This is a genomic window from Sphingobacterium micropteri (assembly GCF_014692515.1).
In the GTDB taxonomy this organism is placed as follows: domain Bacteria; phylum Bacteroidota; class Bacteroidia; order Sphingobacteriales; family Sphingobacteriaceae; genus Sphingobacterium; species Sphingobacterium micropteri.
The window spans coordinates 42656-55792 of record NZ_JACOIK010000007.1; the positions used below are offsets into that span (position 1 = coordinate 42656).

The 13137-nt window shown below is 40.4% G+C and carries 15 protein-coding genes; 5 read left to right on the plus strand and 10 right to left on the minus strand.

The genetic code is table 11. From position 1 onward, the window contains the following. Positions 1–55 precede the first annotated feature (55 nt). Positions 56–1753 carry a sodium:solute symporter gene (locus tag H8B06_RS10590; protein ID WP_190994258.1) on the plus strand — a complete coding sequence of 566 codons (1698 nt, stop codon included), beginning with the start codon at positions 56–58 and terminating at the stop codon, positions 1751–1753. Here the strand turns inward: H8B06_RS10590 and H8B06_RS10595 are convergent. From H8B06_RS10595 to H8B06_RS10630, 8 genes are all read right to left on the minus strand, one after another. Further along, positions 1733–2638 (minus strand): N-acetylmuramoyl-L-alanine amidase, encoded by a 906-nt coding sequence (locus tag H8B06_RS10595; RefSeq protein ID WP_394370022.1) that lies wholly within the window; start codon positions 2636–2638, stop codon positions 1733–1735. The two genes, H8B06_RS10590 and H8B06_RS10595, sit on opposite strands and share 21 nt — an antisense overlap. A gap of 35 nt (positions 2639–2673) precedes the next feature. Further along, entirely contained in the window at positions 2674–3693 is a 1020-nt protein-coding gene (locus H8B06_RS10600; protein WP_190994259.1) for a DUF3078 domain-containing protein, read from the minus strand. Between the two features lie 6 nt (positions 3694–3699). Continuing rightward, the gene (locus tag H8B06_RS10605; RefSeq protein ID WP_190994260.1) at positions 3700–4404 is read right to left on the minus strand and encodes a hypothetical protein; all 705 of its coding nucleotides are present in this window, start codon (positions 4402–4404) and stop codon (positions 3700–3702) included. 143 nt (positions 4405–4547) lie between these two features. Then, positions 4548–5393, minus strand: a complete 846-nt coding sequence (locus tag H8B06_RS10610) for a glucosaminidase domain-containing protein (RefSeq protein ID WP_190994261.1) — start codon at positions 5391–5393, stop codon at positions 4548–4550. 6 nt (positions 5394–5399) lie between these two features. Continuing rightward, positions 5400–6146, minus strand: a complete 747-nt coding sequence (locus tag H8B06_RS10615) for a glucosaminidase domain and LysM peptidoglycan-binding domain-containing protein (protein ID WP_190994262.1) — start codon at positions 6144–6146, stop codon at positions 5400–5402. 22 nt (positions 6147–6168) lie between these two features. Continuing rightward, positions 6169–6804, minus strand: a complete 636-nt coding sequence (locus tag H8B06_RS10620; protein WP_190994263.1) for an O-methyltransferase — start codon at positions 6802–6804, stop codon at positions 6169–6171. A 131-nt stretch (positions 6805–6935) separates the two neighbouring features. Further along, positions 6936–7568, minus strand: a complete 633-nt coding sequence (gene folE / locus H8B06_RS10625) for a GTP cyclohydrolase I FolE (protein ID WP_190994264.1) — start codon at positions 7566–7568, stop codon at positions 6936–6938. 27 nt (positions 7569–7595) lie between these two features. Then, on the minus strand, positions 7596–8009 hold the full coding sequence (locus H8B06_RS10630; RefSeq protein WP_190994265.1) for a 6-pyruvoyl trahydropterin synthase family protein: 414 nt from the start codon (positions 8007–8009) through the stop codon (positions 7596–7598). A 67-nt stretch (positions 8010–8076) separates the two neighbouring features. Between H8B06_RS10630 and H8B06_RS10635 the strand changes: the two genes are divergently transcribed. From H8B06_RS10635 to H8B06_RS10645, 3 genes are all read left to right on the plus strand, one after another. Further along, positions 8077–8700, plus strand: a complete 624-nt coding sequence (locus tag H8B06_RS10635; protein WP_190994266.1) for a phosphorylase family protein — start codon at positions 8077–8079, stop codon at positions 8698–8700. 131 nt (positions 8701–8831) lie between these two features. Continuing rightward, a complete protein-coding gene (locus H8B06_RS10640) occupies positions 8832–9818 on the plus strand; it encodes a pyruvate dehydrogenase complex E1 component subunit beta (RefSeq protein WP_190994267.1) in 987 nt (328 codons plus the stop codon). A gap of 180 nt (positions 9819–9998) precedes the next feature. After that, positions 9999–10757 (plus strand): DUF6263 family protein, encoded by a 759-nt coding sequence (locus H8B06_RS10645; RefSeq protein WP_190994268.1) that lies wholly within the window; start codon positions 9999–10001, stop codon positions 10755–10757. Between the two features lie 76 nt (positions 10758–10833). On the opposite strand, the gene gcvH is transcribed toward H8B06_RS10645, so the two are convergent. Next, entirely contained in the window at positions 10834–11214 is a 381-nt protein-coding gene (gcvH, locus tag H8B06_RS10650) for a glycine cleavage system protein GcvH (RefSeq protein ID WP_190994269.1), read from the minus strand. Between the two features lie 70 nt (positions 11215–11284). Here gcvH and H8B06_RS10655 point away from each other — a divergent pair, with 70 nt between their 5' ends. Next, positions 11285–12481 carry an anhydro-N-acetylmuramic acid kinase gene (locus H8B06_RS10655; protein ID WP_190994270.1) on the plus strand — a complete coding sequence of 399 codons (1197 nt, stop codon included), beginning with the start codon at positions 11285–11287 and terminating at the stop codon, positions 12479–12481. Here H8B06_RS10655 and H8B06_RS10660 read toward each other — a convergent pair. Continuing rightward, positions 12478–13137 carry a DUF2461 domain-containing protein gene (locus H8B06_RS10660; RefSeq protein WP_190994271.1) on the minus strand — a complete coding sequence of 220 codons (660 nt, stop codon included), beginning with the start codon at positions 13135–13137 and terminating at the stop codon, positions 12478–12480. The genes H8B06_RS10655 and H8B06_RS10660 overlap by 4 nt on opposite strands.

Genomic DNA, 13137 nt, shown 5'->3' on the forward strand with positions numbered 1-13137 from the left:
GTATATGGCTAGCCGCGTGCATTTTACTCATGTATTGGTTCACTAAATATTATTCATGAGTACTATTGATTGGATAGTACTCTTTTTTACGCTGCTGCTTATTGTCGTTTATGGCATCTACAAAAGCAGAGGTATCAAAAATATCGATGGGTATATCGTTGGTGATCGCGAACTGCCCTGGTATAATGTAGGACTGTCTGTGATGGCGACGCAGGCTAGTGCCATCACATTTTTATCGGCTCCTGGACTTGCCTACTCCTCGGGAATGAGTTTTGCCCAATTCTATTTTGGACTACCATTGGCGATGATTGTCCTCTGTATCACCTTTGTGCCCATCTTCCATCGATTAAGGGTATATACGGCCTATGAGTTCCTCGAAAAGCGATTTGATGTGAATACACGGGTACTCACAGCATTACTTTTTTTGATCCAACGAGGAGTATCAACTGGCATCACTATCTTTGCTCCATCCATCATTCTTTCGAGTATCCTCCATCTTGATGTGACATATACCACACTTATTATCGGAACAATGGTTATCTTCTATACCGTTTGGGGTGGAACAAAAGCCGTCTCCTATTCGCAATTACTGCAGATGGGTATTATTTTTACGGCGCTATTGGCTGCGGGGGTTATGGTTGTCCGTTTTTTACCCGCCGATATTGGTTTCACAGAAGCACTGCATATTGCCGGGAAATCTGGTAAGACCAATGCCATAGACTGGAGTTTCGATCTTAGCAATCAATACACCGTATGGACGGGTCTCATCGGTGGATTTTTCCTGCAGCTTTCATATTTCGGCACCGACCAAAGCCAAGTAGGTCGATACCTAACGGGCTCGTCTATTCGGGACTCCAGATTAGGGCTTCTCCTGAATGGCTTGCTAAAGGTACCCATGCAATTTTGTATTTTATTAATTGGTATCTTAGTCTTTGCTTACTATCAGTTCCATACACCTCCATTATTTTTCAATAATGTAGAGGTGGCAAAAATCGAAAACAGCCAATACAGCGATGAATATACCGCTATAATACAACGTCACGAAGCCCTTGGTGCAGAAAAAAAAGAATGGGTAGAAAAACTGGTCTTGGCGATTAAGGCCGATGATTCCGAAGCAATTAACGCTTCCCGTCATGTCCTTCAGGAGAAGAATCAACAAGATCAGGTGTTACGAAAAGAAGTAGAAACCCTATTGCAAAAAAATAACCCCGGTGCGGAGCTCAATGATAACAATTATATTTTCCTTTCGTTCGTAACAAGTACTTTTCCAAAGGGGTTAATCGGATTATTGATTGCGATTATTTTTCTAGCCTCCATGGGGGCAACAGCTAGTGCGATAAACTCACTGTCATCAACCACTGTAGTGGATATCTACAAACGCTTTATTAACAAAAAGGGATCCGATAGAGGCTACCTTAATGCATCAAGATTCTTTACGCTGGTGTGGGGCATTATTACGCTTGCCGTAGCACTATACGCCAGCCAGCTCGGAAACCTCTTAGAAGCCGTCAATATTTTAGGCTCCCTTTTCTACGGTACCATTCTGGGTATTTTCCTTGTCGCTTTTTATGTGAAACGTATCGGTGGAAAAGCGGTGTTTTGGGCTGCAGTATTTTCAGAAATAGTTGTTTTCGGTATATGGAAAGCAGATATCATGGCTTACCTTTGGCTCAACTTGGTGGGTTGTGTCTGTGTAATTGTGTTTGGGCTGATTTTACAAACGATGTTCAAATCAAAAATACCGTCGGTATAGATTATACAAAACCCGCTTATCATAATCTGTGAGTGTCTCCTCAACATCCGTAACAATAAATTTCCGCTTAAAAGCGCCGATTGTTTTGTTCAGATTGCTAACGTCATAGCCAATGATACGGAGGGCGTCAACAAAGTTGAAGTTGTCCGGAGGAGGAACAAGGTTACTTTCGTCATACCACACACCAAAGCCACGGTCTGCCAATCGTTTCCAAGGGAAAAACACACTTGGATCGTTCTTACGTGCGGGTGCAACATCCGCATGCCCTAGAAAATTGGCGAATGGTATCTGGTATTTGGTTTTTAGCGTATCCAACAATATAAGAAGTGCGTTTATCTGAGCTTCGGAAAAAGGCTCTCTTCCATTATTGTCCAACTCAATGCCCAAGGAGACCGAGTTCATATCCGTGACATTTCCCCATTTTGATCTTCCCGCATGCCAGGAACGTAGATAATCATTCAACATCTGTACGACACGACCGTCCTTACCGATCACATAATGCGCAGATACTTTGGTATGTTCCAACTGAAAGGTTCGTATGGTTTGCGCTAGGCTATGTTGTGCCGTATGGTGGATAATCACAAAATTTGGCTTTCTGATATCATAATGTATTGCTTCTGCCCAATCCACGTTTCTATTGATCCCCTCCCGCATCATCATTTTGATCGTATCATCCGCCGTGAGGACTAATGGCATTGTAGTTGTCTGTTTTTCAGCTAAAAGCTCTGCTGTACCTGGTAGTTTTACCGAATCCGTATTGATTTTAATATTATCTACACGCAGTACGGATGTATTCGCATGCTGCAATACGCGCTGCTTAGGCGTGCCACAAGAGGACAGCACCCATAAAACGAAAATGGAATAACAAAGACTTCTCAAACGCACCAACACTTTCTCAACTAACCCTTATACTATAAATACTATCTCGGTAATGTATAAGTCAAACCTAATGCCAAAGCTTGGCTAAGCTGGATCTCGGGTTTGGTTTTCCCTCGTTTCGCATCAATAAAATCAGCATCATAAACTAATGTTCCTCTCAGCGACACCTGTACCAATCTAGTAACTTTTGCCGCCAATATAAGGTCTAAGCGGTGAGACGGATCATCTATTTTTTTATAATCCGCCGTCATGACATATTCTGACTTCACATTAAAGTTTTCAGAAAGATTCCGATCCAATTTGGCGCGTAATTGAAAAGCCAATACATTTTTCATTTTTCTCCCCTCCTCGAGATCATATGCTGTCTCGTCTACGTTTTCGTCTAAAACAAAAGTTTGACGGGCAGTACCTGTACCAAACATGAGGGAAAAGGTTTTGTCAGGCGCATATTCCAAACCGAAAGATTCCGTTAACCTCGCCGGAGCCATAAAATTGGATTTTGTGCCGCTGACAAATTCGTTACCGTCCTCGTCTTTTGCGTAAGTATATCCCTTATCGAACTGGCTTTCAAAAGTAATCGACGTAAATAAAGACCAACGGGGAGTAATTTTATAGGAGATCTTATTATCCCAAAAAATCCTATCTACGTTCTTTTTGGACAAGGTGACGACCTCATCATTTAAAAAGTCATTCTGTATCCGACCGTATTGCAGGTCTATCTCGGTCAAGTAAGAAAATTTATTCTTAGTATATTCAGATTTGTGGTTTGCTAATGCGGTTAAGGCGATAGAGCTGACCCCCCCCTGCGCCCAGCTATCACTAAACATGGATTGATTCACATTTAATCCAAATTTTGTCCAGTGTTTCCAATAATTAACCTCTAAGTCTAATTGTGGAATAGGGACCATTACTTCTTGTAAATTAGTCGCAGGTGCTTGCGGCTTTTCCACAATATTTGTATCAGGTTTTGCCCTTAATTCTTTAAGATCGACTTGTGCCATACCTTGTTGGCCCACTACGAGTAATAAAATAACAAACAGAAAGTTTATGCTCTTAAACATGGTGTTTTATTTTTCTACTTCTAATTCAATTTCCGGTAACTTCGGTAAAAAGCGCAAGTTAGGATTTAATTTAAATATTTCATACTTGCTTCTAATATATGTTGCCAATTCATAAGGTGTGGCGATGGAAACAAAATAATAGGCAGGTCTATAATTACTCATAAAAATAGTGAGATGTTCCCCCGTTAAACCTGTAATGTGGCTAACAAGATCCCGTGTAAATTTAGAATCAATCACATCTTCCTCATATTCTACTTGAATAAAACGAGTCAAGCGACGGGCATTTTTTCCCTCTCGGCTCAGCATATTATATATAGACCCGATACTAAGTCCGGCTCCCGTCGGACCTACACTAAATACAGAACCAGGATCAGCAAGCTTATACGCCTTATTAAATTCTTCTCGCCGTTGCTGTAAAACTTCTTCCGGTGAGCGTCGTGCCACAACCCTCACCTCTGGAATATAAATAGAAGTACGATCTAAATAGACCATCAAAACCTGCTGTCCGGTATACTTAATGGTATCCGTCAAATATCCCTCTTTTGACGTAATTATTAAATCGCCCAAAGAAACCCCAACTTCAAATTCACCACGGGCATTATTGAATGTATTTTCTTTGGTGTGATCGTTTTTAATGAAAGCCTTTCCCACCCGTTGATTGGTGCCTTTGTCAAATACAATCCCCTGTACCGTTTTGGTTTGTGCGGCCACAAAAAAAGGCGCAAATAAAAATAAACAAAATAAGATTATATACTTTAGGGTCTCCACGCTATAAAACTAAGGGAAAAGAGGCTTATAATGCGAATTTTTAACATTTTTTAGTCCTAGCAGTTCGGGGCTAATCCGCGATTACGTCATTTCGAGATAACCAATAATTGACCGACAGATAGCTCCTCAGAAACCAAACCATTTAACTGTTTGATTTGATCTATACTCACACCATGGCGCTGACTAATATTGTAAAGCGTATCTGTTGTTTTTACTTCATAAATGACCATGGCTACGGCGCTTTTCATTTCGTCCGTATTTGTTGCCGTCGCGGGTTCCTCAATTTCTTTCTCTTGAATAATTTCCTCTATCTTTTCTTCCCGCTGCTCCTTATTTACATAGGACACCTCTGGGCGATCATATTGATAAAGCTGGTAACGCTCTATCAAATTAATAAGCAATTCGGGATAACGTGGGTTCGTGGCATAGCCGGCTTCTTTCAGCCCTTTTGCCCACCCTCTATAGTCGTTCTTATCTAATGTAAACAGTTTTTCATAGCGTTTTCTCAATAGAAACTGGCTATGATCACGAAACGAATGTTCAGGGTCATTGTATACCCGAAAACAATCCCGCACATGGTCGTCTGGATGTGTAACTGATTTGCCTTGCCACACGCCGCCACATTTTATCCCAAAATGGTTATTGGCTTCCCGGGCCAGATAGCTATTCCCGTTTCCAGATTCCAACAATGCTTGTGCTAACTTTATACTGGCAGGAATACCATATTGATTCATTTCAGCGATAGCAATATCCTTATATCGCTCGATATACGATAACCCAGTCGTTGATGTACCTCCAGGGGTGGGAGTTTGAATATGACCGGTCTTATTTTTTCCATAATTTGGATGTTGCAATGTTGTTCTACGTGAAGCGCAGGAACCGAATACCAGTATGGTAGTAACCAGCAGTAGAAATAAGGTCCTGTTCTTCATTTCCGATTATAATAACAAACGCTGACCAATAGATAATTTTGAGGATTGCAAATTATTCCGTCTTTTTAAGGCTTCTATTGATGTATTGTAACGTGTTGCTAATTCGGAGAGTGTATCTCCTTTTGTTACGACGTGGGACTCTCCCGATGTAAAATCTGTCGATGTATCATTGGCTTCCATCGAACGCAGTAATATATCCTGTTGAATTTTTGCTGCTCCACTTTTTGCTAACATTCCCTTTGCAATGGGCTGCGGTTGTATTTGGTCATATTTATCCAGATTATAGCGTCTGATGGTCGCCAAGACTTTGGACTGCCAGTCACGCGTGGTAGAATAACCCGCCCCGGCGATGCCGCTTACCCAACTTTCATAATCCTCAGCATCATGTTCTTTAAACATTACATTTGTCGCTTTACGACGTTGAAGCAACGCGACAAAATCGCGATAAGATTCCTTTATCGAGCTGTATCCTTTATATGCAGATCGGATCTTTTTACTGTTATTTTTTCCCTTTATTCCGAAATGGTTGTTAAGATGTTTTGCTACGCGGCTATTACCATAAGCGCTCTCGTGAAAAGCTACTGCCAAAATAACAGAAGCCGGCACCCCGGTTTCGATCATCAATTGTTGCGCAATCTCTTTATGCTTCACAATATAACTACTTGGTGAAAACTCTTGTGCAATGGTCTTGTTAACCGTAAACACAAACATTAGTAGTATCATTACATACTTACCAATACTTGTTTTTTGCATATCATTTATTTTTGTCCAACCATTACTTTCTGCGTAATACAAAAAGTCCATCTCTAATGGGCAAAATCAGCTTTTCTACACGGCTGTCTTTTGCCAAGGTTTCATTTAATTCAATTACTTTTCTTGTTTGGCTATCCGGATTATCCATTAAAACCCTTCCTTTCCAAAGTACATTATCTATCAAGAGCAATCCTCCACTAGAAACGCGGTCGATAAGCATCTCAAAATAATACAGGTTCCTCTTTTTGTCCGCATCAATAAATACCAAATCAAAATCACCTGCTATTGTCGGAATGATTTCGGCGGCATCTCCAATGTGATACTTTATTTGCTCCCCAAAACGAGAAGCATCAAAATAACCTTGTACACGTTCTTCTAACTCCTCATTGATATCGATAGTGTGCAATACTCCCTTACTATCAAGACCTTCCGCCAAACACAATGTGGCATAACCAGTAAACGTACCGATCTCCAACACGCTTTTTGGCTTCACTAGTTTAGCCAGCATTGCAAGAACTCTACCTTGAAAATGACCGGATAACATGTGCGGCATCGTCTCTCGTAAATAAGTCTCCCTATTTATACGCTTTAGAAGCTCATTTTCCGTATCACATGTCTTCTCTAAATACGTTGTTAATGCATCTTCATTTTCAAGCATAGTCGCAAAATTAACAAGTAGCTCCCTATTACAAAAAAATTTAACATAAATTAAAGCACATGTTACTTAGATTATATCATAAAAAAAGCCCTTTTTGATCTCAAAAAGGGCTTTTTTTACACCATATTCCACTAATCCAACGATGCTGTAATCAGTCTTAGAAATTCCGATCGTGTAACATCATTTTGAAAAGCCCCAGTAAAAGCAGAGGTGGTTGTCACCGAATTTTGCTTTTGGACACCGCGCATCGCCATACACATGTGTTTACATTCCATCACCACTGCAACACCCGCGGGCTTTAATGTTTGCTGTATGCAATCCCGTATCTCATTCGTTAATCGTTCCTGTACCTGTAAACGTCTTGCAAATGCATCCACGACGCGCGGAATTTTACTCAATCCTACAATATGTCCGTTAGGAATATAAGCAATGTGCGCTTTCCCAAAAAAAGGAAGCATATGGTGTTCACACATCGAATAAATCTCAATATCTTTCACGACCACCATTTGGCTATACTCTTCTTCAAACATAGCGCTCCGCAATACTTCTGCCGCATCAACATCGTATCCATGTGTCAAAAACTGCAGGGCTTTTGCAACCCGTTCGGGCGTCTTAACTAATCCCTCCCTTTCCGGATTTTCGCCAATCGCGCGTAATATAGCGGGATAATAGGAAGCAATTTCTTCTACTTGTTTTTGATTATACTGATCGATTTTAATATAACCATCTTGTTCTTCGTTTTCGAAGGATGTTAGATTACTCATTTGTTTAAATTAAAAATGGCACTTTATTTATTCGCCAAAATATTCGACAAAATTATTCTCTGTTTCGTACAGCTTGACAACATGTAATTGTACATTTTCCTGATCAAAATACGGTTTTAACACATGAAATATTTCCACGGCAATGACTTCCGTAGAGGCTTTCTTACCTTTCATAAAATCTACATCAAGGTTCACGTTTTTGTGGTCCAACTTACTGATCACGTGCTCCAAGATAATGCTTTTCATCTTCTTTAGGTCGATTAAAAACCCTGTCTCGGGGTCTATCTCACCTTTTACAGTCACGAAAAGTTCATAATTGTGCCCATGCCAATTGGGGTTTGAACAATTGCCAAATACAGCCTCATTTTGCTCCTGAGACCAATCCTCGCGATAAAGCTTATGCGCCGCGCTGAACCGTTCTCGTCTTGTGATATAAATCATAATAACAAAGATAGGGGATAAAAACTATATTCTTAGTATCTTCACCATGTAAAGCGCTTTGTTTAATATGAAGGTATTAGTTGTTGCCGCCACACTCGAAGAAATAAAACCGTCTCTTCCTTTTTTAGAAGAAAAGCATATTATGTATCTCATTACAGGGGTAGGCATGGTGGCCACGACGTATGCTTTGACCAAGTTTTTGCAGCAGCACAAGGTAGATTTATTGCTCCATGCCGGCATCGGTGGAATACTAGATCCATCTGCTCATTTAGGAGAGATCTACCAGATATATACAGATGAAATATTTGGGCTAGGAGCTGACGACAACGGATCATTCATACCCATTGAAGAACTGGGTTTCGGAAAAAGGATATATACAGAAAAACCTCCTGCCCATATTCGGCTCCCCAAAATCAATAAAGCCCAAGGTATTACTGTTAATAATGTGCACGGTTCGGCCGACAACATCATGCGACTACAACAGCAATATCAAAAGCCGTTGATTGAATCTATGGAAGGAGCTTCGGCTTTCTTCGTTGCGGAGCAAGAAGAAATAAACTGTTTGCAATTTCGGGCTGTTTCTAATTATATTGAGCCCAGAAGCCGAGATACTTGGGAGATTGGGCTAGCGGTCGAGAACTTGAATATCTTTTTGCAACAGTTTTTGCACTTTTTTAATCCCGTAAGATAAACCGTTTTCCTATTGTCAAATCAAATCTATATTTCCATCGCTTTCCTGCTTTTTTACGTATAAACCTCTACGAAATATCAATTAATTATAGTAGTTTTGCGGTATTCAAATAAGATACAATTTTACAACTGATGAGAGAAATACAATTCAGAGAAGCGCTTCGCGAAGCCTTGAGCGAAGAAATGCGTAAAGATGATAAAATATTCTTGATGGGCGAGGAAGTCGCTGAATACAACGGAGCATACAAAGTCAGCCAAGGTATGCTAGAGGAATTTGGGGCAAAACGCGTTATCGATACGCCTATTGCAGAACTTGGTTTTGCGGGGATAGGAGTTGGTGCAGCGATGAACGGCCTGAAACCCATTATCGAATTTATGACGTTCAACTTCTCCTTGGTCGCTATCGATCAAGTCATCAATTCAGCAGCAAAATTGCATCAAATGAGTGGTGGACAATTCTCTTGTCCGATCGTTTTTCGTGGACCAACAGGTAATGCTGGTCAACTAGGCGCACAACATTCCCAAAACTTCGAGAATTGGTATGCGAATACGCCCGGGTTGAAAGTTGTTATCCCTTCCAATCCTTATGATGCCAAAGGCTTATTGAAAACATCCATTATTGACCCAGATCCTGTTATTTTTATGGAATCCGAAGTTATGTATGGCGACAAAGGTCAGGTTCCAGAAGAAGAGTACTATTTACCTATTGGTAAAGCACACACCATACAAGAAGGTACGGATGTAACCGTGGTGTCTTTTGGTAAAATGGTTCCTCGTGTTGTTATCCCAGCGGTAGAGGAATTGACAAAAGAGGGTATTAGTGTAGAATTGATCGACTTGCGCTCCGTTCGTCCTATAGATTACGAAGCCATCATCGAATCCGTTAAGAAAACAAACCGTTTAGTCATTGTCGAAGAAGCATGGCCTTTGGCTTCTATTTCTGGCGAAATAGCATTCAAAGTTCAGAAAGATGCTTTCGATTATCTTGACGCACCGGTTATACGAGTAACATCTGCAGATGTGCCTCTTGGCTATGCGCCCACATTAGTAGAAGCAAGTTTGCCAAACATTGCTAAAGTGATAAAAGCGGTTAAAGAAGTATCTTATATTACGAAGTAATTTAAGCCCTCTTTTTGAGGGATAAAATAATAAAAAAGGGTCTTCCATATTATACGGAAGACCCTTTTTATTTCTTTCCTTTAACCAATTTTCCTATATTCACGCAACATTACTATATATTGATGAAACCGCTTCCGATAAAATCAGGAAAACCCTCATCAACCTTTTGAAAAAAACTAAATGAAAACACTCTTTATTACATGCTTGGCGCTATGCGTTAGCCATATTACACTGGCCCAAGAAGCTGTCAATTTTAAATTAAATCCCGAAATCGGAAAACCTCTTCATTTCAATATGTTCATGAAAACAGATATAGATGGCCCAAAAAGTGTCATAATGGACATGAATATGAAGATGGAAATGCTTCCCGCAAAGAAAGAAAATGAAAACTTTACCATTGAAAATATTATCAAAACCATTAAAGCCGATATCAATGCGGAGATGATGACCGTATCCTATAACTCAGAAGAAGAGGCTACAGATGAGACAACAAAAATGATAGGCGAACAATTATCCAGAATCATTGATAAAAAGATATCTTCTATCATTACCGAAAAAGGAAAAACAATAGACGTGAATTTACCTACCAGTTTCGCTGCACAAGGATTTGATGCAAGCTCTTTTTCGAAAATGTCACCTTCTTTCCCTGATAACGAGGTAACGCCCGGCGAATCCTGGGATAGTATCACCGAGGTGAATGAAAACCCTTTGTTTTCAACAATAGAAATGACTTCTACTTTTCTGGAAGAGAATGATGAGGGTTACGTTATTGATATCCAAGGAAAAATGTTCCATAGTTCGGGCGAAGAAATTGGAACAATGACAGGTAGTTATACCTTAGATAAACAAACGCACTTCACTATAGCAAGTGCTATAAAAACAACTATCGAAGTACAGGGATCTACTATCATCAGTGATGTGGAAATGACAGTGGATTAGTTCTACGTACAATAAAAAGAAGAAGCCGATACTGTGAGACAGTATCGGCTTCTTCTTTTATAGGCTCTATAAATTATTAAGCATTTATTTCCGCTTGATATCCATCTGCTGATAATAAGGTGTCTACATCGGCAGGGTTACTCAGTTTCACACGGATAATCCAACCTTCCCCATATGGATCTGTATTAACCAATTCCGGCGAAGCATCAATACCTTCGTTTACTTCCAATACCGTAGCTGTTACAGGCATAAATAAGTCCGATACCGTTTTAACAGCCTCTACTGTACCAAATACTTCATTTGCAGCAACTTCTTCACCGATAGTGTTGATATCAACAAAAACAATATCACCTAGTTCACGTTGTGCGAAATCTGTAATCCCGATAATGGCCTCGTCACCTTCTACACGAACCCATTCGTGATCTTTCGTGTACTTTAATTCTGCTGGAAAATTCATACGTATAATATTTGTTCAAAAATATAATTATCTGCCAATATAACCAAAAATTCCTTCCTATCTTCACCTTATGAACCCACAAATTGAAAAACTGTACCGTATCGCACAACAAAAAGAACGGCGTATCATCGGGCTGATGTCTGGAACGTCATTAGACGGCTTAGATATCGCATTGTGCCGTATAGGCAACAGCGGTCAAGAGACCACATTATTTCTCGAAAACTTCATCAGTATTCCGTATGAGGATACTTTTCGTCAATATATTCGGGAAATATTCGCCAAACGCCAAATAGATCAACAGATGTTGTGTGGACTACATACTTATATCGGAAAAACACATGGTACATTCATCAATCGGGCGTTAAAGCAATGGAATATCTCTCCACCAGATGTGGATCTAATCGCCAGTCATGGACAAACGGTTTTTCATGCACCTCAACGTTTGACGGAACAAACAAATTTTCCCAACAGTACCCTACAAATCGGAGATGGCGATCATATTGCCCAAACAACGGGTATCATTACCTTGTCAGATTTTCGACAAAAACATGTGGCAGCGGGCGGAGAGGGAGCACCATTGGCCGCTTATGGTGATTACCTTCTTTTTACTTCGGAAACGGAAAATAGGTTCCTCCTCAATATAGGCGGGATATCCAATTTCACTTTCCTTCCTCGACAAGGAAGTAGCCTAAAAGCTTACGCCACCGATCTCGGGCCTGGAAATACCATGATGAACCAGTTTGTTTTCGAGCAATTCGGGTTAGAAATGGACGAAAATGCGCTCTTTGCCAAAAATGGTACGATAGATGTCGCTCTTTTGGAAGCTTTGCTACGAAACCCTTTTTTAGATGCGGATTTTCCCAAGACAACTGGACCGGAACTGTTTAATTTGGCGTATTTGAAAAACGCGCAATCTGTTTCGAACACGTCTTCGCTTGCTCCTGAAGATATCTTAGCAACCTTAAACAAGTTTACGGCACAAGTTATAGCGGACGGTATCAGACGTGTATCAAAAGACCTTCAGCATGTTCATATATATGTGAGTGGGGGAGGTGTGCATAACCCGTTACTGATGAAAAACATCCGCAAAGCCCTTCCTTCGTTACTTGTATCTTCTTTCACCTCATTAGGGCTAAACCCCGACGCCAAGGAGGCCTGTCTTTTTGCACTTCTAGCAAACGAAACGATAGCCGGTTCAGCATCTACATTGTGGCAGATTAGAGATTCTCCAGCTGTGTCCATGGGCAAAATTAGTCTTCCTTATTAATCTAATGCTTGGTGGATAAAGCGTTTAAAGGGTAAAATTCGCTTTGCGGTATCGACAACCTCTTCTAAGGATTTAGCACCGGTTATTTCTGCATCCGTAAACGATTGGTATAAAATAAAGCTCTTTAGTTTTAGAATCTCGATATGTGGATCATCTTCACTATAACCCGCCGGAGCTCTTTTTAACTTATCTTCCGTGGATAGGTCATCTACTGTCCAGTTTCCTTGTGTAAGCGCATCAACCATCTCTTGGTAACTGTAATCTATCTCTTGCCGAATAGCCTGCAAATGATGTTTTTCGGGCCGCCAATACCCTGCTGCCAAAAAATGCTTACCGGGCTCAATATGCAGATAGTATTCGGGGCCATCCAATTTCCGTCCGTCTACGGAAATTCCTGCCGCAAACCATGTCTTATATGGGGTCTTGTCTTTTGAAAACCGGGTGTCACGATATATTCTAAATAAGCAGCGCGAAGCTTGTATATCTGTATTGATATGGGGGTCAAACTCCGATAATTCAGCAATGAATTGGGTAATGTAATCTTTTACATTCGTTAATGCTGTTTCATATAGTACCTTATGCTCTTGAAACCATTCCCGGTTATTGTTCTCACGAAGTTGGTTCAAAAAATCTATGGTATGCTTTTCTATCTTCAT

Coding starts and splice junctions, on each gene's coding strand:
- H8B06_RS10590 (WP_190994258.1), top strand. CDS start 56: ATGAGTACTATTGATTGGATAGTACTCTTTTTTACGCTGCTGCTTATT.
- H8B06_RS10630 (WP_190994265.1), bottom strand. CDS start 8,009: ATGATTTATATCACAAGACGAGAACGGTTCAGCGCGGCGCATAAGCTT.
- H8B06_RS10635 (WP_190994266.1), top strand. CDS start 8,077: ATGAAGGTATTAGTTGTTGCCGCCACACTCGAAGAAATAAAACCGTCT.
- H8B06_RS10640 (WP_190994267.1), top strand. CDS start 8,832: ATGAGAGAAATACAATTCAGAGAAGCGCTTCGCGAAGCCTTGAGCGAA.
- gcvH (WP_190994269.1), bottom strand. CDS start 11,214: ATGAATTTTCCAGCAGAATTAAAGTACACGAAAGATCACGAATGGGTT.
- H8B06_RS10645 (WP_190994268.1), top strand. CDS start 9,999: ATGAAAACACTCTTTATTACATGCTTGGCGCTATGCGTTAGCCATATT.
- H8B06_RS10615 (WP_190994262.1), bottom strand. CDS start 6,146: ATGCAAAAAACAAGTATTGGTAAGTATGTAATGATACTACTAATGTTT.
- H8B06_RS10660 (WP_190994271.1), bottom strand. CDS start 13,137: ATGAAGATAGAAAAGCATACCATAGATTTTTTGAACCAACTTCGTGAG.
- H8B06_RS10600 (WP_190994259.1), bottom strand. CDS start 3,693: ATGTTTAAGAGCATAAACTTTCTGTTTGTTATTTTATTACTCGTAGTG.
- H8B06_RS10610 (WP_190994261.1), bottom strand. CDS start 5,393: ATGAAGAACAGGACCTTATTTCTACTGCTGGTTACTACCATACTGGTA.
- H8B06_RS10620 (WP_190994263.1), bottom strand. CDS start 6,804: ATGCTTGAAAATGAAGATGCATTAACAACGTATTTAGAGAAGACATGT.
- folE (WP_190994264.1), bottom strand. CDS start 7,568: ATGAGTAATCTAACATCCTTCGAAAACGAAGAACAAGATGGTTATATT.
- H8B06_RS10655 (WP_190994270.1), top strand. CDS start 11,285: ATGAACCCACAAATTGAAAAACTGTACCGTATCGCACAACAAAAAGAA.